The organism is Sphingobium sp. DN12, assembly GCF_051058005.1.
GTDB lineage: Bacteria > Pseudomonadota > Alphaproteobacteria > Sphingomonadales > Sphingomonadaceae > Sphingobium > Sphingobium yanoikuyae.
Map to the genome: position 1 here is coordinate 683059 of NZ_CP173717.1, position 24951 is coordinate 708009.

The window sequence follows — 24951 nt, forward strand, 5'->3', positions numbered from 1 at the left end:
GCGCATTTTCCAAACAGCCTCCTAAGCCTTTCGTTCGCGCAGCCACAGCAGCAGGGCGATCAGGATGCCGGCCCCGGTGCCGACCAGCAGGCCGATGCTGGGCTGGCCCAGCAGGCCGCCGCCGATCGCCCCGGCCATGATCAGCAATGCGATGATGGCGCCCGCGCCGGTCGGATTCTTCGCCTTGTTCATGGTCCATCCTTGCCATGGCCCGCCGCTCATGGCCAGTCGCTTGTCGCCCGCGTCTCCCCTGTCCCGGATCGGAACGGCTCGCGTCCCGAAATGGCGCGCCTGTCCCGCTGCGGGACTTGGCTAACCACCCGTTCACCCTCGTCGTCGGCCTGCTGCGCCAAAGCGCCAAACTGGCATGGGGGTTGACAGGGGAGGGGAAAGGGCGCGCAAAAATCGGGGGTCGCATGCACATGCCATATCTTTCGGATCGAAAGAGCTATGAGGATGCGACGGAACTGATCGCGACCTTCGGCGCCAATGCCGGCTATGAGGCGGCGGCGCGGGCCGATCGCAGTCGTGACCTCGGCAATCACATCCATTTCTGTCACTGGCGCCAGATCGAGCGGCTGATCGTGCTGCTCGCCCATCACCAGCCGCTCGGCACGATCCACTGATCGTCTGAACGCAAAAGGGCCGGAGCGTCATGGAACGCTCCGGCCCTTTTTGCTGTCTGGCTGAAGGCGGTTTAGAGCCGCAGGCCGGCGGTTTCCGGCAGGCCGGCCAGGATATTGAGATTCTGCACGGCGGCACCCGCAGCCCCCTTGCCCAGATTGTCGAGCGTGGCGACCAGGCGCGCCTGGCCGCTCTGCGCATTGCCGAACACCGACAGCGACAGGCGGTCGGTCGCGCCGACATGCTCGACCTCAATCTGTGCCATGGCGCTGCTGTCGGCCAATGGCGTCACGCTGACGATCGGCGATCCTTCATAGGCGGCGGCCAGCGCGGCATGGATATCCGCCGGGGATGGCGTGCCGGGCATGGCGCGCAGTTGCAACGGCACTTCCACCAGCATGCCGCGATAGGCATTGGCGACGGCCGGAGCGAACAGCGGCGGATGGGCCAGGCCCGAATAGCGGGTCATTTCCGGCACATGCTTGTGCGCCAGGCTCAGCCCATAGGCGCGGAAGGCGGTCGGTGCGCCTTCGGCGCCCTCATATTCGGCGATCATCGCCTTGCCGCCGCCCGAATAGCCCGATGCGCCCGACACCGTCACCGGCCAGTCGGCCGGCAGCAGGCCGGCCAGCACCAGCGGACGGACCAGACCCAGAAAGCCGGTCGGCCAACAGCCGGGATTGGCGACGAAGCGGCTGTCGGCCAGCCGCTCGCGATGGCCCGGCTCCAGTTCGGGGAAGCCATAGGTCCAGCCGTCGGCGACGCGGTGCGCGGTCGATGCGTCGATCACGCGGGTGCGGTCATTGTCGATCATCGACACGGATTCGCGCGCGGCATCGTCGGGCAGGCACAGGATCACGATATCGGCTGCGTTCAGCGCGTCGCGCCGGGCCGCCATGTTGCGGCGATCCTTCTCGTCGACCGTGATCAGCGACAGTTCGGGCCGGTCGGCCAGGCGATCGGCAATCTCGATGCCGGTGGTGCCATGGCCGCCGTCGATGAAGATCTTCGTCGTCATGGGGCAATCCTCCGCCGCGCGATGATCGGCTGTTCATGGTCGGGCGCCAGCCGGGCGACGACATCGGCCAGCGGCTCGACCACCACGGCCATCCAATGGGCGTTGGCGTGCAGCATATGGGTGGCGTCGGTCATGATCCCGACATGGCCGGGGAAGAAGACCAGGTCGCCGCGCTGCAACGGCGCGCTCGCCTCGATCGGCGCGCCAATGCCCTCGCACTGCAGGTCGGTGTCGCGCGGCACGGCGATGCCACATTCGCCCAGCGCAACCTGCACCAGCCCCGAACAGTCGATGCCGCGATGGCCACGGCCGCCCCAGACATAGGGCTGGCCCAGATAGCGCTGCGCCACCGCGACCCAGTCGCTTTCCGGCGAGTCGATCGGGGCGGCATGGCGGCCATGGATGAAGCCGTCGCCGGTCGCGAGGAAGCTGTCCTCGGCCTCGCCGCCGAAGCGGGCGCCCAGCGGCCAGTGATCGGCGATCGGTGCCTTGATGTCGGCGCGGCTGAACAGCGGCGCGCTCTGGTTGACGATGCGGTGGCTGACCGCTTCCTTCACGTCCAGTGCGTCGCGGCGGATATAGCCGACATAGCCGTCATGCCCGCAAAAGCCCCAGGCCCAGTCGGTCGTGACGTCGAGCGCATGGAAGCTTTCGCCGCGCAGCAATTCGCTGACCGCCTCGGCATTGTGCGAGGGCTGGGACAGGATCGGCGCGCCGGGCGCCACGCAGGTCAGTTCGACCGCGCGCGCATAATGGGCGGAAAAGAGCACGCCGGCGAGCGAGATGTCCGCAAGGTCGCCACGCGCCGCATGGACGCGGTGGTCGAGCGCTACGGATCTGCCGTCCAGCTTGAACCGGGTTCTTTCAGGCGGTGCGTTCCGCGTGGTGTTGATCTGGCCTGTCATCGCGCGCGGTTCCTGCGATGAAATGGTGAAAGGCGTCAAGGAATTCCGCGCCCTTCGACGTGCGGGTGATGAAAATATTGCGCCGATCGGCCGCATCCCGCTCTCGTCGGAGATAGCCGAGCGCCGAAAGCTTGTTCAGCGCGCGGGTGATGACCGGCTTGGATACGTGCAACTGTTCGGCCAGGCCGCGCACTGTATGCGGGCCATCGCCGATATAGACGGTCAGCATCAGGGCCATCTGGCGGTTGGTGAGGTCGGGTTTTCCCGACCGCACATAATCCACCAGGGTCCGCATCCACTGGCTGAGCGGCTGTATGCCGGGACGGTCGATCTGGGCGGCCTGTTGCGGGGAAGCGAGCGCGTTCATGCCCCCCTAACGCATGATAGCCAATCCGGTTGCGTAACGGATCGCAGGATATTGCAGTTTGGCTATCGCGCGCCGTCATAGCGTTGCTGGAGCAGGCGGAAGACCGCGCGCAGGCCCAGCGCCTCGCCGCCCTTGGGCCGGCCCGGGCGGGCGGCCGGTCGCCATGCGAAGGTGTCGAGATGGATCCAGGCTGTGCCCTCCGGCACGAAGCGCTGCAGGAACAGGGCGGCTGTCACCGCGCCGGCAAAGCCGCCTTCGCCGGCATTGTTCATGTCGGCAATGTCGGACTTCAGCATGTCATAATAGCCGTCCCACAGCGGCAGGCGCCAGGTCGGGTCGTCGACGGCCGTGCCGGCCGCCGCGATGTCGGTCGCCAGCGCCTCGTCATTGGTGAACAGCGCCGGCAGGTCCGGGCCAACGGCGACGCGCGCCGCGCCGGTCAGGGTCGCGAAGTCCACGATCAGCTCGGGCTTTTCCTCGCCCGCGCGGGTCAGTGCGTCGCCCAGCACCAGCCGCCCTTCGGCGTCGGTATTGCCGATCTCCACGGTCAGCCCCTGCCGGCTGCGCAATATGTCGCCGGGGCGGAAGGCATTGCCGCTGATGGCATTTTCGGCGGTCGGCACGAGCAGGTGCAGCCGCACGGGCAGGCGCGCCCCGATGATCAGCCGGGCCAGCGCGATCGCATGGGCCGCGCCGCCCATATCCTTCTTCATCAGGCGCATGCCCGACGACGGCTTGATGTCGAGGCCGCCGCTGTCGAAGCAGATGCCCTTGCCGACCACGGCGATGCGCGGCGCGGCGGGGTCGCCCCAGCTCATTTCGATGAGGCGCGGGGCAAAGCTCTTGTCCGCCGCCTTGCCGACGGCATGGATCATCGGGAAACCCTGCTCCAGCGCGTCGCCGCGTGTCACCTGCATCTCGCCGCCATGGGCCTGCGCCAGCTGGCGCACGGCATCTTCCAGATCCTGCGGCCCCATGTCGGCGGCCGGCGTGTTCACCAGGTCGCGAACCAGCGCCACCGCCTCGGCCTGCTGCACGATCGCCTCGATCCGGGCGACGTCGCCGGTCAGCAGCACGCGCGGGCCTACGGCGCCCTCATCCTTGCGATAGCGTTCGAACCGATATTGCGCCGTCAGCCAGCCCAGCGCCGCCGCGCCGGTGCTCCCCTCGGTCAGGCGATAGCTGCCTTCGGGCAGGCTCTCGGCCAATCTGGCCAGGCACCAGCTGCCGAGCGCGTCGCGCTTGGCCACCCCGGCGACGACCGACCAGTCGCTCTGCCCCTCGCCGGGGACGATCGCATATTCGTTCGGCTTGGCGTGGAATTTCTGGGCGCTGATCAGGGCGCGGACCCGCTCGGGCTGGGCGGTGAACCAGGCATCCAGTTCGGCCGCTTCGATCAGCTGGATGGAACGGGCGGGTTGGCCATTATCGGCTTTGAGCAGGTCGGCAAATTCGGTCATGCACAGGGATGTAGGAGAAAGCGCTCCTCATGGGAACGGGCCATTTTTTGCATCTTCTTTCGTCCCGGTGGAAACCCGGCCGGCCGTCAGGGCATTTGCCTATTGTGGCCCGAGTGCCTAGGTTCCAGGTCATACAGACGACAAGGAGAGTAGCCATGATCCGTTCCGACAATAGCGGCCTGCAGGCGCTGCGCGCCCGCGCCTACGCGCTGGCCGAAAGCGGCCAGTTCGCCAACGCCCATGCTGTCGAGCAGGCGCTGGTGGCCGAAGGCTGGCCCAATATCCATCGCGCGCTCGCCGGCGACTATGCGCGCAAGGCGATCAGCGAGCGCTGCCTGACGGCCAAGCCGCACTGATGCGGGCAGGATGGGGGAACGGGACGACGGGGCTGCTGCTCGCAGCCCTGTTGCTGTCCGGCTGCTCGAAATCGACTGAGGATGACACGCCCGGCGGCAACATGCCCGCCAATGCGACGATGCGCGCCTTCGTCGACCGCATGGCCGGGACCACGCGACCCGCTGCCCCACCCGCCAAACCATTCGAGCAGTCGGACAAGACCGAGCTGCTGGAATTTCTCTACGCCTATCCGGCGCAGGCGGCGGCGATTCCGACGCTGGTCGATCGCTTCGCCCGCGCCATGGCCGAGAACAAGGCCGATGCGCTCAAGATGGCGACGCAGGACCGGGATTCGGCGAAAAAGGCCGGCTTCCCCTTCCACGCCCACAGCCGCGAGACGCACTGGAGCGTGATGGCGGATACGCCGCGCTTCCTGGCGCTCGAATCCGCCAATTACATGTATACCGGCGGCGCCCATGGCATGACCGGCTATGAAGCGTTGCTGTGGGACAGGGAGCGGCGGCGCGAAACCGATTTCGGCGCACTGCTGACGTCCGAAGCGGCCTTTGCAGCGGCGATCCATGATAGTTTCTGCAAGGCGCTGGATCGGGCGCGGGCGGAAAAGCGCGGCGCGCCGGTGGTGCCCGGCGATGACGACTTCACCAAATGCATCGATCCGATGAAGCAGGTGTTGGCGCCGACATCGCGCGACGGCAAATTGATCGACGGCATCCAGGTGACGATCGGCCCCTATGGCGCCGGCCCCTATGCCGAGGGCAGCTATGACATCAAGCTGCCGGTCGACGCGGCGATCTACAAGGCGATCAAGACCGAATATCAGGACGCGTTCGTCAGACCCTGAGAATAGCCGTCATTGCGAGGCGCGAAGCGCCGCGGCAATCCATGGATTGCGACGCTGCGCTCGCAATGACGATCCTGTTCAGGCCGGCACGCCATACAGGTCGTGATCGTCGGCATCCTCGATGAGCACGTCGAACATGTCGCCCGCCTTGCGGCCTTCGCCGACGTCGCGCAGGAAGACATTGCCGTCGATTTCCGGCGCGTCGGCTTGGGATCGCGCGGTCGCGCCGATGCTGCCATCTTCCTCGTCCGGCTCGCCGACCTCGTCGATGATCACCGGCATGACCCGGCCGACCTTCGCCTGCAGCTTGGCGGCGCTGATCGCGGCGGTCTTTTCCATGATCCGCTGATAGCGTTCTTCCTTGACCTCTTCGGGCACCGCGCCGGGCAGGTCATTGGCGGCTGCGCCCTCGACCGGCTCGAAGCGGAAGGCGCCGACGCGGTCGAGCTGCGCCTCGTCCAGCCAGTCGAGCAGATACTGGAAGTCCGCCTCGGTCTCGCCGGGGAAGCCGACGACGAAGCTGGAGCGGATCGCGATGTCGGGGCAAATGTCGCGCCACTTGCGGATGCGATCCAGCACCTTGGCTTCATTGGCCGGGCGCTTCATCGCCTTGAGCACGCTCGGCGAAGCATGCTGGAAGGGAATGTCGAGATAGGGCGTCAGCAGCCCCTCGGCCATCAGCGGGATGACATGGTCGACATGGGGATAGGGGTAGACATAGTGGAGGCGGACCCAGGGGGCGACGCCGTCCGCGGTGCGCAGCTGGCCCAGTTCGCGCGCCATGTCGGTCATATGGGCGCGGACCTCGCGGCCCTTCCACATGCGCGGCTCGTGGCGGGTGTCGACGCCATAGGCCGACGTGTCCTGGCTGATGACCAGCAATTCCTTGGTGCCGGCCGCGACCAGCTTTTCCGCCTCGCGCAGCACCGCGTCGATGCGCCGCGACACCAGGTCGCCGCGGATCGAGGGGATGATGCAGAAGGAGCAACGGTGGTTGCAGCCCTCTGAAATCTTCAGATAGCTGTAATGGCGCGGCGTGAGCTTCAGCCCGCCTTCAGGCACCAGGTCGACAAAGGCGTTGGGGATGGGCGGCGATGCGTCATGCACCGCATTGACCACCTGCTCATATTGATGCGCGCCGGTGACGGCCAGCACCTGCGGGAATTTCGCGCGGATCACGTCCGCTTCGTCGCCCATGCAGCCGGTCACGATGACGCGGCCATTTTCGGCCATGGCCTCGCCGATCGCTTCGAGCGATTCTTCCTTAGCGGAATCGAGAAAGCCGCAGGTGTTGACCAGCACGACGTCGGCGCCGGCATAGTCGGCGGACATCTGATAGCCGTCGGAACGCAGCTTGGTCAGGATACGCTCGGAATCGACCAGGTTCTTCGGACAGCCGAGCGAAACCATGCCGATCTTCGGCGCGTCTGGGATTTTGGTTGCCATGATCGGCGCGCACATAGGGATTTTTGCGCCAAATGTCACGGGGTAGCCGAAAAGACAAAGGGCGCGCCCAAATGGGCGCGCCCTTCGCCATGGCTAAGCGACTAATCTATCACATCTTGTAGGACAGGCGGATGTAGCCGAACTGGCCCGGCACATCATAGGTGGTCGGGTCGAAATTGGCGCTGTCGCAGGTGAAGCAGGCCGGCGGATCCTGATCGAACAGATTGTTGACGCCGAAGGTCAGCCGGGTGCGATGGTCCATCCAGGCCGGCGAGATATAGAGCTGGATGTCACCATAGAAGGTGCGGCCCAGCGAATGCTCGCCGTCGCGTTCATCGACGCCGCTGATGTAGCGGCCGGTGAAGGACGCGCCATAACCCGGCGTCGACCAGTCGAGCGTCGCATTGGCCTTGAACTTGGGATAGGCCTGATCCGGGCTGCCCCGTTCGGTGCCGGCATATTTCTGGGTCGGCGCATTCAGGTCGGCCGGCGGCTCGACATTATATTTGAACAGCCAGGCTGCGTTGACGTTCAGGCCGATCGTGCCGTTCGAAATCACCGGCGAGCGATAGTTGAACGAGGCGTCGATGCCGTCGGTCTTGATGGCGTTCAGGTTCTGCAACACGCCGTTGATGCCCGCGACACTGCCGCTGCCGGTGCGGCTGATGGCGGCGCAACTCACCGGATCGGCCTCATAGGCGCAACGCGACAGGGTCAGCGAGGCCGGGACCGAGTCGATCGCGTTCTTGAGGCTGATATTATAGTAATTGACCTCCAGCGTCAGGGTGGTGGCATAATTGCCGCGCGCCCAGGACGGGCTGTAGACGCCGCCGAGCGTCCAGGTCTTGGCCGTTTCCGGCTTCAGCGCGGTCGACCCCTGCGAGAAGATGCCGAGCTGGCCACCGGTCGGTTCGGCATAGCTGCCATCGGCCGGCACGCCATTGGCGATGCAGTTGGCGCGGACCGTGGCATTGGTCTGGAACGCGCCGCCCGCCGCGCTGGTGCAGGGGTCGTCGATCGTCGCGTCGGTGCGCGAACGGCCGGCATAGAGTTCGCCGATGCTTGGCGCACGCAGGCTTTCGGCATAGCCGCCGCGGAACAACAGATCCTTGACCGGTTTCCACAGGCCCGATGCGGTGAAGGTCGTGTTGCTGCCAAAGCTGCTATAGTTGGAATGGCGGACCGCGCCGTCCAGCTCCAGCTTCTGGAAGAAGGGCACGTCGGCGAGGATCGGGATGCGGATTTCGCCATAGACTTCATCGACATTGAAGCTGCCCGCCGCCGGACTGGTCGGCACGTCGGCGCCCAGGCCCGCCGTGATGATCGGATCGGGCGTGTAGCTCGCCCGCTGGTCGCGATGTTCATAGCCGACCGCGAAGGCGACCGCGCCGCCGGGCAGGTCGAACAATTCGCCCGACAGGTTGGCGGTGGCGTCCCACAATTCCTGGGTGCTGCGGTCATGTTCGTCGAACGTCACATAATCCAGCATGGCCTGGGTGATCGATCCCGCGCCGCCGAAGATGTTGAACGGCACGCATTCGCCGGTGCAGTTGCCGACCGGACCCAGCGCCTGGGCCAGCTTGGATGCGTTCAGGTTGCCGGTGAAGGTCTGGTGCGCATTGTTGCTGCCATAGATGCCGTTGACGTCCCAATACCAGGTGCGCGAACCGACATCGAATGATCCGTCCAGCGTCGCGGCCATGGTCATGGTATCGACGCTCTGGGTAAAGGTGCGCGGCCCGCCTTCGACGAAGCGGCGGCGAACCGTCGAATAATTGGCCGGCGTTCCGTCCGCCCCGGACGAGAGCGTCACGCCGAACGGGTTATAGGGGTTGCTGGCATCGATCGAGATGGTGTCGAGCAGATTGCCGTTGCCGGCATCCGGGCCGATGAACAGCGGCAGCGGCGCGGCGATCGTGGTCGATCCGCGATGCTGATAGACCATGCGCGTGCGCAGGTTGATATTGTCGCTCAGCTCCGCCTTCAGGTTGATGAAGCCGCCATAGCGCTCCGACGGGGTGAGCAGATAATTATAGGGCTGGAAATTGAAGGAGTCGGTTGCCGAACTATAGTTGCGATAGTCCGACAGCACCGGTGCCCGGTCGAGGATCGGGGCGCTCAGCGTCAGGCTCTGGCCCAGCACGTCATAGCGGCCATTGGGTGTCGCGCTGGAACAGCCGCCGGCAGCGCAGCTGGTGGCGCCCGGCGTCGGCCATTGCGAGATCGAGCGGGCCGACGTGCCGACGCTGCCCTGGTTCACATAATTGGCGCCGAACACGATCGACACGCGCTCGCTCTGGACGCCATAGCTGGCATTGATGTCCCAGGTGTCGCCATCGCCCTGTTCATAGGTGCCGAACTGGGCCGACAGGTCGAGCCCCTTCTGCGATTGCTTGGTGATGATGTTGACGACGCCGGCGATCGCATCCGAACCATAAAGCGGGGAGGCGCCCGATTGCAGCACCTCGACCCGTTCGATCATGTTGGCGGGAATCGAATTGAGGTCGACCGAGGCGGGAATGCCGCCGGCCGCCGACCCGTTCACATAGCGCATGCCGTCGACCAGGATCAGCGTGCGCTTGGCGCCCAGATAGCGCAGGTCGACTTCGGCCGAACCGGAGCTGACGCCGGTGCCGTCGGGCGGACCGCCGATATTGCCGGCATTGTTGACCTTGGTGTTGAGGCCGCCGGCGGCGCTGGGAATGCGCTGCAGCACGTCGGCGATCGAGGAAAGGCCGGTCCGCGCGATCGCTTCCTGATCGACCGTGACGATCGGCTTGTCCTGGTCCAGCGGATTCTGGCGGATGCGCGATCCGGTGACGATGATGGCCCCGGCATCATCGGCCTGCGGCGCGGTGGATTGGGCGAAAGACGGTGCGTTATAAAGGAAGGCGGACAGCAGGACGCCGGTTTTCAGGACATTTTTCAAGCGCATATTCTACCCCTCAAAAATCAGACCTGAGGGGGAGTGTTGCCATTCTATGACAGCAAGGCAATTGGCCTCATGCTGCGCTGCACCGTGGGTAGCACGAATTTTGCCATATGTTGCTATGGCGCAACAAACATGTTCAGTCTGTCGCTGGTTTGAACCTATTGATCGTCGGCGCGGGGCGTGGCGCCGGTTTCTTCCACGATCTCGATGATGCAGTCGCCGGTCTGCAGGGCGCGCGCACCTTCCTCCCAGAAGCCGATGGGATGGTCGCCGCGATAGATGCGCACGCCAAGCCCGGTGCCGATCGCGGACAGGGGCTGGCCGATTTCCTGCGGCAGCACTGGCCGTTCGTGCAGCTTCACCCGGCCACCCGATGCCGCGAGATCGGCCATATAATCGGCGATATGCTTGCCGCTGGTGCTGCCGGCCAGCAGCAGCCCGGCAAAGCTGACCGGGTTGATGACCGTGGTGGCGCCGGCCTGGCGCGCGGGCACTTCATTATCCTCGTTGCGCACGACAATGCTGATCGGCAGGCGCGGGGCCAGATGGCGCGCGGTGAGTGTAATCAGGATCGACGTGTCGTCGCGCCCGGCCGACACGATCATCGTGCGGGCGCGGTGGATGGCGACATCCTTCAGCGTCTTGTCGCGCGTGCTGTCGCCGCACAGCACGTTGCAGCCCAGCGCCTCGGCATGGTCCAGCGCCTTCTCGCTGCCGTCGATCACCACGATCTCGCGCGGGTCGGTGCCGCGCGCCAGCAGTTCGTTTACCGCCTCCTGGCCGCTGGTGCCGAAACCGGTGACGACGATATGATTGTGCAGATCGGCCTGAATACGTGCCATGCGCCACCTGTAGAGGATGTTGCGGAAGAAGAGATTATAGGCGGTGCCCAGGAAAATGATCCAGACGAACAGCCGGATCGGCGTGACGAAGATGGATTCGAACAGGCGCGCTTCGGGCGAGACCGGAACGATATCGCCATAGCCGACCGTGGTGACGGTGACCGTGGTGAAATAGAGCACGTCGATGAAGCTGATCTGGTCGTCATAATTGTCCTTGAGACCATCGCGCCCGAACCAGTGGAGCGCCAGCACGATCGCGATCAGGCCAAAGACCAGCACCACCCGCCAGGCAAGGTCCGCCCAGACCGGCAGCGCCGATCGCCGCCGCAGAAAGCCGGCCATGGACGATCCCGATGGTGGCGGCGCGATCTTCATGGGGTGGGCAGCTGGGTCATGGGATTGATCGGCACCCGGTCCTTGCGCAGCTCGAAATGCAGCTTCGGCTTGCTGGCATAGCCTGTGTCACCGCTCAGGCCAATCACCTGGCCCTTCGTCACCTTCTGCCCGCGCACCACGTCGATCCGGTTGGCATGGCCATAGGCGCTGACCCAGCCGCTGCCATGGGTGATGAGGATGAGGCCGCCGAACACGGCGATGCTGTCGCCGGCATAGGCGACGACGCCGTCGGCCGCGGCCCTGATCGGCGTGCCGATCGGCGCGGCAATGTCGATGCCATTATTCTTGGCGCCGCTTTCGCCGGGGCCGAAGCGCGAGAGGATATTGCCCTTGAGCGGCCAGGCGAATGGGCCGGAAAAGCCGCTGGGCTGGGCGATCGGCACATTGGAGGGCAGGGGGCGGGGCTGGGTCTTGGCCATCGTGCGCGGCTTCTCCTCGGCGACGGCGGGCTGGCCGCCGGTCAGCACATCGTCGATATCGATGCGGAAGGCGGCGGCGCGCTGCTCCAGGCTGGATGCGGGCGCCCGCACCGGCTGCGCTGCCACCGGGGCGGCCGGCATCTCGCCGCCGGGCAGCAGCAGCCGCTGCCCGCGCCGCAGTACATAGGGTTCGGTCAGGCCATTGATGTCGACAATGTCGCTCCAGCGCACGCCATAGGCCACGGCGATGGCGATGCCGGTCTCGCCCTCCGCCACCGCATGATAGCGGCCGCCGGGGATCGACAGGCTCTGCCCCGGCCGCAGCGCATAGGGCGGGGCCAGCCCGTTGGCCCGTGCGATCGCGTCCGATCCCGCGCCGGTGCGGTTGCCAATGCCGCGCAGCGTGTCGCCCGGCTGCACGCTATAGGTGCTGGCGGTCACTGTCCGCGCATTCGTCGTCACCTGCTGCGCGGTCCAGACCGGCTTGCGCTCGATCATCTGCGGTTCGGACGAGGGGCGCTGGGCCGGCTGCGGTGGCATGCTGGGCGATGGCGGAATGGCGGGCGCCGCCTGGGTCGGGGGCAGGGGCGCGGCATAGGGCGCGCTGTCCTGCACGGGGGCAGGGATGCAGCCCGCCAGCAGCAGCGGCAGCGGCGCCATGGGCAGCCAGCGCCGCCCCCTTGAATGTCCAGCCATATGGTCTCCCCCCGGAGCGTAAGTCAGTCCGAAAATGCCTGCGCCGTCGCCGCCAGCGCGCCATCCTGCGTCAGGTCATAATGGAGCGGCGTCACCGCGATATAGTCTTCTGCGATAGCCGCCAGATCACTGCCCTCGGGCGCGGAATCGCTGCGGCCCAGGCCAAACCAGTAATAGCGATAGCCGCGCGGATCGGTGCCCTCGATGATCTTCGTCCGGTCGATATCATGGAAGCCCTGCCGCACCACGCGCACGCCCTTCACCTTGTCCGGGTCGATCGCGGGAAAATTGACGTTGAACAGCAGGCGAGGGCTGGCCGGCATCGCGATCAGCGGGCGCAGCACCCGTTCGCCCCAGGCTTCGGCGGCGGCAAAGGGCACCGCGTCGCCCATCGCCTCGCGGGCATAGACCTGGCTCAGCGCGATCGACTTGATGCCGGAAATCGCGCCCTCCATCGCGGCGGCGACGGTGCCCGAATAAGTCACGTCCTCGGCCAGATTGGCGCCGCGATTGACGCCCGACAGGACCAGGTCCGGTTTTGCATCCTTCATCAGATGGCCGACCGCCATCATCACCGCGTCGGTCGGCGTGCCGGTGACGCTATAATGCTTCTCGCCATGCTTGCGAATGCGCAGCGGGCGGGTCAACGTCAGGCTGTGGCCCGCGCCCGACTGTTCCTCGCTGGGCGCGACGATCCAGATATCGTCGGACAGGGTGCGGGCGATCGCCTCCAGCACCTTCAGCCCCGGCGCATGAACGCCATCGTCATTGGTGAGGAGGATGCGCATCGCCCGTTCCTTTTTTATCGCGGCTCCAGCCTGGTGATGCCGCCCATATAGGGCGCCAGCACGTCGGGCACGATCACGCTGCCATCGGCCTGCTGGTAATTTTCCAGCACCGCGACCAGCGTGCGACCCACTGCCAGGCCCGATCCGTTGAGGGTATGAAGGAAGCGCGTCGCCTTCTCCCCCTCCGGCTTGTAGCGGGCGTTCATCCGCCGCGCCTGGAAATCGCCGCAGTTGGATACGGAGCTGATCTCGCGATAGGTCGCCTGGCTCGGCAGCCAGACTTCCAGGTCATAGGTCTTGCGCGCGCCAAAGCCCATGTCGCCGCTGCACAGCAGCATCTTGCGATAGGGCAGGTTCAGCGCCTGGAGGATGCCTTCGGCCGCCTGCACCATCCGCTCATGCTCGGCGTCCGAATCCTCGGGCGCGCAGATCGCGACCAGCTCGACCTTCTCGAACTGATGCTGGCGGATGAAACCGCGCGTGTCGCGTCCGGCGGAACCGGCTTCGGACCGGAAGCAGGGGGTCAGCGCGGTCAGCCGCACCGGCAGGGCGTCGGTCGGCACGATCTGCTCGGCGACCAGATTGGTCAGCGACACTTCGGCGGTCGGGATCAGCCAGCGACCATCGGTGGTGCGGAACAGATCCTCGGCGAATTTGGGCAACTGGCCGGTGCCGAACAGCGCCTCGTCGCGCACCAGCAGCGGCGGGTTGGTTTCCTCATAGCCGTTGGTGCCGCTCTGGGTGTCGAGCATATATTGCGCCAGCGCGCGGTGCAGTCGCGCCATCTGGCCGCGCAGCGCGGTAAAGCGCGCGCCTGACAGTGCCGCGCCGCCCTCGAAATCCAGCCCCAGCGCCGGGCCGAAATCGGCATGGTCCTGCGGTGCGAAATCGAACGCGCGGATAGTGCCCCAGCGGCTCAGCTCGACATTGCCGGCTTCATCCGCGCCCTGTGGCACGTCGTCGGCGGGCAGGTTGGGGATCGCCGCCAGCATGGCGTTGAGCGCCGCGCCGACCTCGGCCTCTTCCGCTTCCAGCGCCGGCGTGCCTTCCTTGAGCGTCGCGACTTCTGCCTTCAGTGCCTCGGCCTTTGCCATGTCCTTGGCCGCCATCGCCTGGCCGATCGCCTTGCTCGCCTCGTTGCGGCGGGCCTGCCCCTGCTGCAGCTCCGTCTTGAGCGCCCGGCTCTTCTCGTCCAGCGCCAATATGTCGGCGGACAGCGGGGCCAGGCCACGGCGCGCCAGGGCGGCGTCGAAAGCGGCGGGATTTTCGCGGATGAAGCGGATGTCGTGCATCGCTGCCCTATGCCGTCGCGGACGAGGCCACGCAACCCTGTGCGCCTTCGTCCGTTGGTGATGCATCCACAAAATGAAGGAGAAGGCGATGCAGATCGATCATGATGCGATGGTGCTGGTGGCGGACGGGCGCAAATTGCTCTTCTTCCGCAACAAGGGCGACCGCGCCTTTCCCCAGCTGGAGGCGGAAGAGGTGAAGGTGCAGGATAATCCAGCCGACCGGGACCAGGCTTCGGATGCCCCCGGCCGCGCCTTCAATTCGGTCGGCAGCCATCGCAGCAGTATGGAACAGACCGATTTCCATGAACTGGAGGAGGCACGCTTCGCGGCGGAAGCGGCCGACCTGCTCAAGCGCCGCGCCTTTGCCCAGGATTATGAAAAGCTGATCATCGTCGCCCCGCCGACGGCATTGGGCGAGATGCGCAAACATTATCACAAGGAAGTGCAGGACCGGCTGGTCGGGGAGATCGCCAAGGATCTGGCCAATCATCCCGTGGCCGAAATCGAGAAGATCATCGCCCGCAGTTGAGTGGAAAACCCAATCGGCAAAAGAAAAGGGCGGCCCCAGGGCCGCCCTTTTTTCTATCAGATGTCGCCGGTGCGGATGATCGGGATAGGCTTGGCCGGGCCATGGCCCTCGATCGACAGCTCCGTATTGCGATCGGCCAGGCGCTTGCGCATCAGCAGCGCGGCGGCACCGGCACCGAACAGCAGCACCATCGGCGGCGCCGGCACATCGGTCGGCGGCGGCGGACCGGGCGGCGTTCCCGAAGAGGTGCCCGACGATGTCGAGGTCGACGACGAACTGCTGGTCGAGCTGCTCGTCGACGTGCTGCCAAAGCTCGACGATCCGGTCGAGGTCGAACTGGACGTGGAAGTCGATGTCGCGCCCGACGAGGAAGAGGTCGACGTCGATGTGGACGTAGAGGTCGATGTCGACGTGGAGGTCGACGTCGAGGTCGTCGTGGTCGTTCCACCCGGCGGAGTCGGCGAATCCGAACCGCTCGACGTGGTCGTCGTGCTGGTGGTGGAGGTTGGCGGCGTGGGCGAGTTGGAGCCGCTCGAACCGGTCGATCCCGTCGAACCGGTGGTAGAGATCACCACCGTGCCGCCACCGCTGCTGCCGCCACCAAAGAAGCCGCCGATGAAACCGCTGCTGCCGCCAAAGCCGCTGCTGCCGCCGATCGGCGCTGCGGTCGGAGTCGGTCCACCAGCCATCAGGGGCAGGGCTGCCTGCACCGGCGGCGGGGGCAGCGGGATGGGCGGCGACGGCGTGGTCACAGTCACGCGGATCGGGTCGGGCTTCTTGGCCGGCGGGCGCTTGGCCGTGGCCAGGACGCGCTGGCGCGGCTTGGCCTTCACACTCTTGGTGCTGTAGACCGTTGCCGGACGCGCATTTTCCGCCACATGGACGGCGCCCCCGCCAATGATGGCGCCGCCACAAGTGCAGGCGCACAATTTTGCCAAAGCCATCCGAACCGACATAGGATCTTCTCTAGTCCTGTTTACCCATTCGCGCCATCGGACCCTTCCGTAGCGTGAACCCTGCCATTCCCTACTGCATACCAACGCAAAATAAAGCGTTAACTGCAAGGGCATTAACCATCTTTGCGCCGTAAAAGGTCCGAAAAACCGGGCGTTTGAGTCAATCGCAATGGTTAACGTGTCATTGTGGAACGTTAAGGATGGGCTGCATGGACATCCCGATGGCCGGATCGGGGAAAACCCTGATGGAGTCGCGCTGTCCGTTCCGGGTGCGTCAGCTGGCCTAGGGGATGCGCCGGAGTGCGCATTGTCCGCTTGTATCGCCTCGTCGCGGTGGCTATGAGGCCCGCTCAAACAAAAGTCATGGGCGCCCGGAACTTACAGCGCCGGGGCCTCTCGAGTCGGAGAGCCAGATGGCATCGGTACTGAATTCCGATAAAGACGGTGTGAAGCCGCCAAAATCGACCGTAACACTCCCGGACGATTATCGTCCGTCGGCTGACGAAGAATTCATGAACCCCCTGCAGCAGGAATATTTCCGGCAGCGTCTCTGGGACTGGAAGAAGCAGATATTGTCGGAAGCGGAAGGCACGCTCGCCGTGCTGCAGAATGAGCCGCTGCGCGAACCCGACCTCAATGACCGCGCATCGAGCGAGACCGACTGGTCGATCGAACTGCGCACCCGCGACCGCCAGCGCAAGCTGATCTCCAAGATCGACGCGGCGCTCCGCCGTATCGACGAAGGCGAATATGGCTATTGCGAAGTCACCGGCGAGCCGATCTCGCTGGGCCGGCTGGAAGCCCGTCCGATCGCGACCATGACGGTCGAGGCGCAGGAGCGGCACGAGCGTCAGGAAAAAGTCTCCCGCGACGATTAACCCGCTGTGGCGGTTAACCCTTTCTCCACGTCGCATGACTATCCTGTTGGCCAAGTGTCATTTTGCGGGAATAGTCATGGACAAGGAAACGGGAAATTCTGATCGGGGACCGGCTCGTTCCGCGCCGCGCGACAGCCTGTTCCTGCTCACCAGCCTCAGCACGCTGGATGGCGTCGATCTGGGCAAGGCGCGCGTGCGCAATCTGTCGGCCACCGGCCTGATGGCGGATTGCGAACGCGCCATCCCGGCCGGCACGCGGCTTCGTCTTGAACTGCGCGGCGTCGGCCTGGTCGAGGGGGCGGTCGCCTGGTCGCGCGATGACAAGATCGGTTTTGCCTTCGACGCGCCGATCGATCCGCAACTGGCGCGCAAGCCGGTTGCCAATGGCGTGTCGCGGCAGGCCCTGCCGGACTATCTGCGTTCCGCGACGATCACGCGCCGCTGATATCAATGATTTAGTTGGGCTGGCAAAAGGCCCCGCCGGTTCGCCGCGCGGGGCTTTTCATATGCGGCCTGTTCCATGCCGCCGCGACGCCTCCACTTGGGGTGAGCGCTAGGCGAAGGTTGCCACGCTGAACGCCTGTCATCGCCAGGTCATCTTCCCCGGCTAGGCGTCATCCGTTGCACTATGTCGAAAATCTGGCCGGGGTTCCGGCCGGATCGATGCTGTGCGTCCCGCTGGCAGGAAAATGGCCGGTCCGGTGATCCGGCCCCGGCCTTTTCCGTGCGGAACGGGCTTAATGTCGGCCCTGCATCTCTTCCTTGACCCGCAATTTCTGCTTCTTCAGCGAGGCGACGAGAATGTCGTCGGGCATCGGCCGACTCGACTCGGCCTTGATCCGGGCTTCGAGCCCGGCATGCTTTGCGGAAAGAGCTGAAACGTGGGAATTTTCCATGACATTCTCCTTACGAGGGTGATGGATGACGAAGTAGATCATGATTCGGCGGACCTGTCTCGCGATGATTCGCGCTTTGCGATGGGTCGTCGGTAAAATTGCGATGGCCCGCGCGCCTGCGCCGGGCTATCAGGAGAGGCTATGTTGGGTTCGGAAGGCGGGGGCTTGGTGAGCCGGGAAGACATTATGCGCCGGTTGGAGCTGCTGCGGGTCGAGCATCGCGATCTCGACGCCGCGATCGCGGCGCTGGTCGATGGCGGGGTGGGCGACCAGATGCAGGTCGCGCGCCTCAAGAAGCGCAAGCTGCGGCTGCGGGACGAGATCGTCGCGCTCGAAGATGCGCTTGTCCCGGACATCATCGCCTGATGCGTCCGCCGCGTCGCAAAATTGCGGGACTGCGGCGTAAAGCGATCCCAAATGGGACAGGCGGGCTTCCGGTGCCATCCACGGCCCTGACAATCGCATCGCGATATGTCAGCTAGGCCTATGCGCAACGCAGCCGCCCTTGATCCCGGCCTTCATCGCCGCCTTGTCGATGGCCTCTATATGGAGGCGATGGTGATGGCGGATGAGGCGCGCTCCTATTTCGACGCGGACGAGGCCGGGCAGTTTGCCGCCGACGATCCGTTGCGCCGCGTGTCCTTCGCCTGTGAATCGCTCAAGGTGACGACCCGGCTGATGCACATCATTGCCTGGCTGCTCAGCCAGCGCGCCTGGCAGCGCGGCGAGATTGGCGACGCGGATGTGGCCGATGAGAAATATCGGCTCGGCCGCGCCACCGCCACCGATCCGGGCATCGCCGGCGACTTCCCCTTCGCCGCCCGTTCGCTGATCGAGGCGAGCCAGGAGCTTTATGGCCGGGTCGCTCGGCTGGAGGAGCGGATGCTGTCGCCGGACGCGCCGCTGGCCGACAGTCCGGCCCGCGCCCTCATGGATCGGCTCAACACCGCCTTCTGACCATTGGGCCATCGCCATCTCTTGGCTGGCATAATCGCCCCGACTTGGTCTAGACCGGCTGCATGACCCATGGCTTGCGGACAGGGCGCCGCTTTCCCGTTGATCCGCGCGCCGCAGGGCTATGTCTCTTGTCCCTGGCGCTTTGCACCGCCGGCACTGCGTTCGCGCAGGCGGCCCAGCCTGCGCCCAATCCCGCTGCCGATCCCGCCAGTCCGCCGGTCGATCCCTCCGCGTCGCTCGATGCCATGCCCGACATCGGCATCGACTGGCCCGACATGGGCCAGCCCGATACGGTCGCCCCGCTGCCGGAGGATCCGGTTGCAGCCAGCGAGCCCGACATGGCCGATCAGCCGGCGCAACAGGCCGCCGACGCCGCCGATACCGGCCCGGCCGAGGAAGTCGTCACCTTCACCGACGCCGGGGAGGAGCGCAAATATGGCGTCACCCTGCGCGGTATCGACGCGATCGGCGACAATCAGGTCGCGACCCGTTTCGACAGCCTGTCGGTGCTGCACCAGTCGGAGGGGAAGGCCGCCAACCTTGCCCAGATCAACCGCCGGGTGAAGGAAGACAGCGACCTGCTCGATCGGTTGCTGCGCGCCGACGGCTATTATGCCGCGCGGGTGCGCGGCAGCGTCGCGCCGCCGCCCGCCGGCAGCGACAAGCTGTCCGTCATCTTCGATGTCACGCCGGGCCCTCTCTATCTCCTCGACACGGTGGAGATTGCCGGCCTTGCCGAGACCGGCCCGCGGGAGGAGACGCTGCGCGGCGCCTTCACGATGAAGTCGGGCGATCCGATCAACGCCGACCGCATCTTGGCGGGCCAGACCGCGCTGGCGACGGAGCTGGGCGAAAATGGCTATCCCTTCGCCAGGGTGGACGAACCCGAAGTGCGGATCGACCATGAAGCGCGCAATGGCGATCTCGACATCATCGTAACCCCCGGCGGCTATCGCAGCTTCGGCCAGATATTGCTCGACAATGACGATGTGTTCAGCGCCCGCCATCTCCAGCGCATGGCGCGGTTCGAACCCGGCGAAACCTACCGCGCGACCGATGTGGAGGATCTGCGTCGTGCCATCGTCACCACCGGCCTCGTCTCCTCCGTCACCCTGACGCCGAAGGACGCGGGCGATGGCGAACATGTCGACCTGGATGTCGATCTGCGCCCGGCACCGATGCGCACCATTGCCGGCGAACTGGGCTATGGCACGGGCGAAGGCTATCGCGCGGAAGTCAGCTGGCAGCATCGCAATCTGTTCCCGCCCGAAGGATCGCTCACCCTGCGCGGCGTGCTCGGCACCCAGGAACAGACGGCGCAGGCCACCTATCGCCGCAACAATTTCCGCGAGCGCGACCATGTGCTGACTGGCCTCGTCTCCTACAGCAATATCCGCCGCGACGCCTATGACGCGCGCACCATCACCCTGTCGGGCGGGCTGGAGCGGCAGACCAACATCCTGTTCCAGAAGCATTGGGTCTGGCGCGTCGGTGCCGAACTCATCGCCTCGGACGAAGCGGATGCCTTTTCCGGCGGCAGCCGCCGTACCTTCTTCATCGGCGCGGTGCCGCTCAGCCTCACCTATGATGGCAGCGACGACCTGCTCAACCCCAGCAAGGGCTTCCGCCTCGGCGGCCGCCTTAGCCCGGAACTCTCCTTTCAGGGTTCGACCTTCGGCTATGCCAAGGCGCAGGTCGACGCCAGCGCCTATCAGCCGATCAATGATCGTGTCGTGCTCGCCGGGCGCACCCGGCTCGGCACCATCCTCGGCTCCACGGTCGATCGCATTGCGCCCTCGCGGCGCTTCTATGCCGGTGGCGGTGCGTCGGTGCGCGGCTATGGCTATCAGGCGATCGGCCCGCGCTACGGCCCGGATGATGATCCGGTCGGCGGCAAGAGCCTGATCGAATTTTCCGCCGAGGCGCGCATCCGCTTCGGCAATTTCGGCGTCGTCCCCTTCCTCGACGCGGGCAATATCTCCACCACATTCCTGCCGCGCTTCCGCGACCTGCGCGTCGGCACGGGGCTTGGCGTGCGCTATTATAGCAGCTTCGGCCCGATCCGCGTCGATGTCGGCACGCCGATCAATCCGCAGCCCGGCGATGCCAAGGTCGCCGTCTATGTCTCGCTGGGGCAGGCCTTCTGATGGCAACGCCGCCGCCCGACAGCCAGCCGCCTGTGCCGCCGCCCCCCGCCGCGCCGCCGCGCCGCCGTGCCTGGGACGGGCGCTGGCAGCGCTGGCTGGCGGGCGCACTGGCGCTCGCGCTGCTGGTCGTGGTGGCGACGCTGGCCTGGCTCGACAGCGCGCCCGGCCATCGCTTCCTCGTCTCGCGCATCGCCGCCGTCAGCCCGCCATCGGGCCTGCGCATCCATGTCGACCGGATCGAAGGCAGCATCTATCGCAAGGCGGTGCTGCGCGGCCTCGTCCTGTCCGATCCCAAGGGCCGCTTCTTCGACGCGCCGCGGGTGGAACTGGACTGGTGGCCCTTCGCCTGGCTCTCCAACCGGCTCGACATCGACCGGCTGGTGATCCCGCAGGCGACCCTGCACAAACTGCCCAAACTCAATCCCAGCGAGCGGCAGGGGCCGATCCTGCCGGGCTTCGACATTCGCCTGATGCAGTTCTCGGTCGATCGGCTGACCGTCGCGCCCGCCGTCACCGGCAAGGTCGAACTGGCGACCCTGTCGGGCGATGCGGACATTCGCGGTGGCCGCGCGATCATCGACCTGTCGGCCCGCGTGATCGGCGCGGAGGATGCCCTGAACCTCACGCTCGACAGCCGGCCCGACGATGACCGGTTCAACCTGGCGGTCACCGTCAATGCGCCCAGGGGCGGCGTGCTGGCGGCGATGGCCGGCCTCAATCAGGACGGCAATCTGCGCATCAGCGGCAAGGGGCGCTGGACCAGATGGGATGGGCGCCTCGCCGCCACCCTGGCCGGCAATCCCGTCGCCGACCTCAAACTCGGTGCGCGCAGCGGCGCCTACACCATCCAGGGCACGATCGAGGGCAGCGCCATTCCCGGCAAGGGCCTGCTGCCGCGTCTCGCCTCGCCGCGCCTCACCATCGGCGCGCAGGGCACGCTGGCCGACCGGGTGGTCGATGGCAGGCTTACGCTGCGCTCGGCCGCGATCGACATGGTCGCCGACGGCGCCATCGACCTGCGTAACAATGCCTTCGACAATCTGCGCGTCGACATGAACCTCGCCGGGCCCGAAGCGTTGCTCAAGGATATGCGCGGCCGCGACGTGGTGGCGAAGGTCCGGCTCGACGGTCCATTCACGGGCTTCGGCTATGAATATCTGCTCACCGCGCGCCAACTCGCCTTCGGCAAGACCCAGATCAACGATGTCCGCATCGACGGCAAGGGCCGCCAGGCGAAAAGCGGGCCGGTGCTGCTGCCGGTCCGGCTGCGCGCCCGCAGCCTCGACGGGCAGGGTGATCTGGTCGCCGGCATCGTCCGCAATTTCGCGCTCGACGGCGTGCTGCAGTTCAAGGGGCAGCAGATCGTCAGCAACCCCATGCCTTTCCGGTCGGACCGCCTGAATGGCAAGCTGCTGGTCATGGCCGACCTTAAGAGCGGCCGCTATGATGTCGGCATCGACGGGCGGATCAGCGGTCTCTTCATTCGCGGCCTCGGCATCGTCGATCTGGACTCGAAACTGCGTGCGGCCCCCGGCGCCAATGGCGCCTTCGGCCTGTCGGGCAATGCGGTGGCCAAGGTCCGCCGGCTCGACAATGCCTTCCTCAAGGGGCTGGGCGGCGGCCTGCCCACGGTCCGCAGCGCGCTGACGCTATTACCGGGCGGCGAGATCGGCTTCTCCAACATGAGGCTCGACGCGCCGCTCATCAGCCTCAACGCCAAGGGCGTGCGCCACCGCGACGGCACCGTCCATCTCGAAGGCAATGGCAGCCACAAGCAATATGGCCCGGTCAATGTCGTGCTCGATGGCAAGATCGACCGGCCGATCGTCCATGTCCAGCTTGCGCGGCCGATGGATGCGCTCGGCCTGCGCGACGTGCGCGGCGAATTTCTGCCCGGCGCCGACGGCAATTACAGCTTCACCGCCAATGGCGGATCGACGCTCGGCCCGTTCACCGGCGAAGGCAGCATCTTGCTGCCGCCCGGCGGCCAGGCGGTGGTCCGCGTCGCGCGCATCGCGGTCTCGGGCGTCACCGCCAGCGGCGACATCCGCCCCGTCACCGGCGGCCTCGACGGCCAGTTGCTGGTCGCCGGCCCGGTCAGCGGCACGATCGGCTTCCAGCCGGTCGGCGGCATCCAGCAGTTGAAGCTCGATCTCGACGCCAATGACGCCAGCTTCGATGGCCCTTCGACCATTGCCGTGCGGCGCGGCTCGCTCGATGCCACCATCCTGCTCGATCCCGATGGCACCTCGATAAACGCCACCGCCCAGGCACGCGGGCTGCGCGTCGGCGGCATGCTGCTTGGCCGGCTCGACGCCACCGCCGCGCTGGTCGACGGGCGCGGCAAGGTCTCGGGCAATCTCTCGGGCCAGCGCGGCCGCCTGTTCGACCTCAAGGGTGAGGCCCAGGTCGATCTCGACCGGGTCCGCCTGTCGGCCAGCGGCACGATCGACAAGCGGCCGATCCGCCTGACCCGCGCGGCGCTCTTCACCCGCGCCGAGGATGGCTGGCGCCTGTCGCCCGCGACCATCAGCTATGCCGGCGGCACGCTGCAACTGGCGGGCGAACTGGGCGGCGAAACCACCCGGATTGAGGCGCGCGCGCAGAAGATGCCGCTCGCCCTGCTCGACATCGCCTATGACAATCTGGGGCTGGGCGGCATGGCCACCGGCACCTTGAGCTACAGCCGTCCGCGCGGCGGCCTGCCGACCGGCAAGGCGGAACTGCGCATCCGTGGCCTGTCGCGCTCGGGCCTGTCCCTCAGCTCCCGCCCGGTCGATGTCGGCGTCAACGCCGTGCTGACCCTCGACCGGCTCGCCACCCGCATGGTCTTCGTCGCCGACGGCCAGACCATCGGCCGTGGCCAGGCGCTGCTCACTCCGCTCATCTCGACCGGCAGTCTGGTCGAACGGCTCAACGGTGCGCCGCTGATCGCGCAGCTTCGCTTCAATGGCACCGCCGACACGCTCTGGCGCCTCACCGGCGTGGAGATTGTCGACATTGCCGGCCCGGTCAGCGTCACCGCCGACGCGCATGGCACGCTTGCCGATCCGGTCATCACCGGCTCGCTCGCGACGGACAATGCCGCGCTCAACAGCCCGGTCACCGGCATGCGCCTGCGCAACGTCAAGGCGCGCGCCCGGTTCGCCGGGGCGCAACTGGTCTTCTCCAGCTTCACCGCCAATGCCCAGAATGGCGGTAGCGTGACCGGCACCGGCAATTTTACCTTCAACGGCATTGGCGGGGTCGGCATGGACCTCGCCTTCCAGGCGGACAATGCCGCGCTGCTGGAACGCGACGATATCGCCGCCACCGTCACCGGCCCGCTCACCATCCGCTCCGACGGCAAGGGCGGCGAGATTGGCGGCGACGTCACCCTCAACAGGAGCCGCTTCACCATGGGGCGTGCCGCCGCCGTCGCCCAGATCCCCGAACTCAAGGTGATCGAGATCAACCGGCGCGGCGAGGAGATTGAACGCCCCCGCGCGGCCGAGCCCTGGACCATGGCGGTCAAGGCGCGGGCGCGCAATCGCCTGACCGTGACCGGCCTTGGCCTCGACAGCGAATGGCGCGCCGATCTCAACATTGGCGGCACCGTCACCAATCCGGCGATCGCCGGCCGGGCCGAACTGGTGCGCGGCAATTATGAATTTGCCGGCCGCCGCTTCGAACTGCGCGAAGGCCGCATCCAGTTCGACGGCAAGACCCCGGTCAACCCGACGCTCGACATCGATGCGGAGGCGGACGTCAGCGACCTCACCGCCACCATCCATGTCGGCGGCACCGGCCTCAAGCCCGACATCAGCTTCAATTCCGTGCCATCGCTGCCGCAGGACGAACTGCTCTCGCGCATCCTGTTCGGCACCTCGATCACCAACCTGTCCGCGCCCGAAGCGCTCCAGCTCGCCTCGGCGGTCGGCTCGCTCCAGGGTGAGGGCGGGCTTGATCCGATCAATGCAGTGCGCAAGGCGGCGGGCTTGGATCGTCTGCGCATCATCGCGGCCGATCCGACCCAGGGGCAGGGCACTTCGCTTGCCGCCGGCAAATATCTGACCCGCAAGACCTATGTCGAACTGATCAGCGACGGGCAGGGCTACAGCGCCACCCGGATGGAATATCAGGTGACACGCTGGCTGTCCCTGCTAGGCGCCATTTCCACCCTCGGCCGCCAGAGCGCCAACCTGCGTATTTCCAAGGATTATTGA

Annotated in this window: 24 protein-coding genes; 11 read left to right on the forward strand and 13 right to left on the reverse strand. The window is 66.2% G+C overall.

What is annotated here, in order from left to right; translation table 11 throughout:
- Positions 1-21 precede the first annotated feature (21 nt).
- Positions 22-192 (reverse strand): hypothetical protein, encoded by a 171-nt coding sequence (locus ACI6S0_RS03340; RefSeq protein ID WP_010337933.1) that lies wholly within the window; start codon positions 190-192, stop codon positions 22-24.
- Between the two features lie 230 nt (positions 193-422).
- Here ACI6S0_RS03340 and ACI6S0_RS03345 point away from each other — a divergent pair, with 230 nt between their 5' ends.
- Positions 423-626, forward strand: coding sequence for a hypothetical protein (locus ACI6S0_RS03345; RefSeq protein WP_004211380.1), 204 nt, complete (start codon positions 423-425; stop codon positions 624-626).
- Between the two features lie 71 nt (positions 627-697).
- Here ACI6S0_RS03345 and argC read toward each other — a convergent pair whose 3' ends face one another.
- The 4 genes from argC to ACI6S0_RS03365 all read right to left on the reverse strand — a co-directional run bounded on the left by argC (position 698) and on the right by ACI6S0_RS03365 (position 4374).
- On the reverse strand, positions 698-1642 hold the full coding sequence (gene argC, locus ACI6S0_RS03350; RefSeq protein ID WP_434404934.1) for an N-acetyl-gamma-glutamyl-phosphate reductase: 945 nt from the start codon (positions 1640-1642) through the stop codon (positions 698-700).
- Positions 1639-2547 (reverse strand): NlpC/P60 family protein, encoded by a 909-nt coding sequence (locus ACI6S0_RS03355; RefSeq protein ID WP_099231408.1) that lies wholly within the window; start codon positions 2545-2547, stop codon positions 1639-1641. Before ACI6S0_RS03355 ends, argC begins: the two co-directional genes overlap by 4 nt.
- Positions 2507-2914, reverse strand: coding sequence for a MarR family transcriptional regulator (locus ACI6S0_RS03360; RefSeq protein WP_004211384.1), 408 nt, complete (start codon positions 2912-2914; stop codon positions 2507-2509). The genes ACI6S0_RS03355 and ACI6S0_RS03360 overlap by 41 nt, the downstream gene beginning before the upstream one ends.
- Positions 2915-2976: 62 nt before the next feature.
- On the reverse strand, positions 2977-4374 hold the full coding sequence (locus ACI6S0_RS03365; protein WP_434404935.1) for a leucyl aminopeptidase family protein: 1398 nt from the start codon (positions 4372-4374) through the stop codon (positions 2977-2979).
- Between the two features lie 155 nt (positions 4375-4529).
- Here ACI6S0_RS03365 and ACI6S0_RS03370 point away from each other — a divergent pair, with 155 nt between their 5' ends.
- Both ACI6S0_RS03370 and ACI6S0_RS03375 read left to right on the forward strand, forming a co-directional pair.
- Positions 4530-4730, forward strand: a complete 201-nt coding sequence (locus tag ACI6S0_RS03370; protein WP_004211387.1) for a hypothetical protein — start codon at positions 4530-4532, stop codon at positions 4728-4730.
- On the forward strand, positions 4730-5572 hold the full coding sequence (locus ACI6S0_RS03375) for a DUF4163 domain-containing protein (RefSeq protein WP_434404936.1): 843 nt from the start codon (positions 4730-4732) through the stop codon (positions 5570-5572). The genes ACI6S0_RS03370 and ACI6S0_RS03375 overlap by 1 nt, the downstream gene beginning before the upstream one ends.
- 78 nt (positions 5573-5650) lie before the next feature.
- Here ACI6S0_RS03375 and rimO read toward each other — a convergent pair whose 3' ends face one another.
- The 6 genes from rimO to serS form a co-directional block, all read right to left on the reverse strand.
- Complete coding sequence (gene rimO / locus ACI6S0_RS03380) at positions 5651-7033, reverse strand: 30S ribosomal protein S12 methylthiotransferase RimO (RefSeq protein ID WP_172438596.1); 1383 nt, start codon at positions 7031-7033, stop codon at positions 5651-5653.
- A 94-nt stretch (positions 7034-7127) separates the two neighbouring features.
- Positions 7128-9953, reverse strand: a complete 2826-nt coding sequence (locus ACI6S0_RS03385; RefSeq protein ID WP_434404938.1) for a TonB-dependent receptor domain-containing protein — start codon at positions 9951-9953, stop codon at positions 7128-7130.
- A gap of 155 nt (positions 9954-10108) precedes the next feature.
- Complete coding sequence (locus ACI6S0_RS03390) at positions 10109-11167, reverse strand: potassium channel family protein (protein WP_434404939.1); 1059 nt, start codon at positions 11165-11167, stop codon at positions 10109-10111.
- The gene (locus ACI6S0_RS03395) at positions 11164-12303 is read right to left on the reverse strand and encodes a peptidoglycan DD-metalloendopeptidase family protein (RefSeq protein WP_434404940.1); all 1140 of its coding nucleotides are present in this window, start codon (positions 12301-12303) and stop codon (positions 11164-11166) included. The genes ACI6S0_RS03390 and ACI6S0_RS03395 overlap by 4 nt, the downstream gene beginning before the upstream one ends.
- A gap of 23 nt (positions 12304-12326) precedes the next feature.
- Positions 12327-13091 carry a 5'/3'-nucleotidase SurE gene (surE, locus tag ACI6S0_RS03400; protein WP_122129388.1) on the reverse strand — a complete coding sequence of 255 codons (765 nt, stop codon included), beginning with the start codon at positions 13089-13091 and terminating at the stop codon, positions 12327-12329.
- 14 nt (positions 13092-13105) lie between these two features.
- The gene (serS, locus tag ACI6S0_RS03405) at positions 13106-14383 is read right to left on the reverse strand and encodes a serine--tRNA ligase (protein WP_434404941.1); all 1278 of its coding nucleotides are present in this window, start codon (positions 14381-14383) and stop codon (positions 13106-13108) included.
- Between the two features lie 88 nt (positions 14384-14471).
- Between serS and ACI6S0_RS03410 the strand changes: the two genes are divergently transcribed.
- Positions 14472-14912 carry a host attachment family protein gene (locus ACI6S0_RS03410; protein WP_168708741.1) on the forward strand — a complete coding sequence of 147 codons (441 nt, stop codon included), beginning with the start codon at positions 14472-14474 and terminating at the stop codon, positions 14910-14912.
- 56 nt (positions 14913-14968) lie between these two features.
- On the opposite strand, the gene ACI6S0_RS03415 is transcribed toward ACI6S0_RS03410, so the two are convergent.
- Complete coding sequence (locus tag ACI6S0_RS03415; RefSeq protein ID WP_257211453.1) at positions 14969-15103, reverse strand: hypothetical protein; 135 nt, start codon at positions 15101-15103, stop codon at positions 14969-14971.
- A 55-nt stretch (positions 15104-15158) separates the two neighbouring features.
- Between ACI6S0_RS03415 and ACI6S0_RS03420 the strand changes: the two genes are divergently transcribed.
- The 3 genes from ACI6S0_RS03420 (at position 15159) to ACI6S0_RS03430 (ending at position 17191) form a co-directional block, all read left to right on the forward strand.
- Positions 15159-15761 (forward strand): hypothetical protein, encoded by a 603-nt coding sequence (locus tag ACI6S0_RS03420; RefSeq protein WP_434404942.1) that lies wholly within the window; start codon positions 15159-15161, stop codon positions 15759-15761.
- 520 nt (positions 15762-16281) lie between these two features.
- Complete coding sequence (dksA, locus tag ACI6S0_RS03425) at positions 16282-16746, forward strand: RNA polymerase-binding protein DksA (protein WP_004211401.1); 465 nt, start codon at positions 16282-16284, stop codon at positions 16744-16746.
- Positions 16747-16822: 76 nt separating this feature from the next.
- Complete coding sequence (locus tag ACI6S0_RS03430) at positions 16823-17191, forward strand: PilZ domain-containing protein (protein WP_017501570.1); 369 nt, start codon at positions 16823-16825, stop codon at positions 17189-17191.
- A 292-nt stretch (positions 17192-17483) separates the two neighbouring features.
- Here ACI6S0_RS03430 and ACI6S0_RS03435 read toward each other — a convergent pair whose 3' ends face one another.
- Positions 17484-17642, reverse strand: coding sequence for a YdcH family protein (locus ACI6S0_RS03435; RefSeq protein ID WP_010337949.1), 159 nt, complete (start codon positions 17640-17642; stop codon positions 17484-17486).
- A 186-nt stretch (positions 17643-17828) separates the two neighbouring features.
- On the opposite strand from ACI6S0_RS03435, the gene ACI6S0_RS03440 reads away from it, so the two are divergent.
- The 4 genes from ACI6S0_RS03440 (at position 17829) to ACI6S0_RS03455 (ending at position 24951) form a co-directional block, all read left to right on the forward strand.
- Complete coding sequence (locus tag ACI6S0_RS03440; protein ID WP_037492086.1) at positions 17829-18008, forward strand: YdcH family protein; 180 nt, start codon at positions 17829-17831, stop codon at positions 18006-18008.
- Positions 18009-18128: 120 nt separating this feature from the next.
- On the forward strand, positions 18129-18599 hold the full coding sequence (locus ACI6S0_RS03445; RefSeq protein WP_010337951.1) for a DUF1465 family protein: 471 nt from the start codon (positions 18129-18131) through the stop codon (positions 18597-18599).
- A gap of 128 nt (positions 18600-18727) precedes the next feature.
- Complete coding sequence (locus ACI6S0_RS03450; protein WP_434404943.1) at positions 18728-20746, forward strand: autotransporter assembly complex protein TamA; 2019 nt, start codon at positions 18728-18730, stop codon at positions 20744-20746.
- The gene (locus ACI6S0_RS03455; protein ID WP_434404946.1) at positions 20746-24951 is read left to right on the forward strand and encodes a translocation/assembly module TamB domain-containing protein; all 4206 of its coding nucleotides are present in this window, start codon (positions 20746-20748) and stop codon (positions 24949-24951) included. The genes ACI6S0_RS03450 and ACI6S0_RS03455 overlap by 1 nt, the downstream gene beginning before the upstream one ends.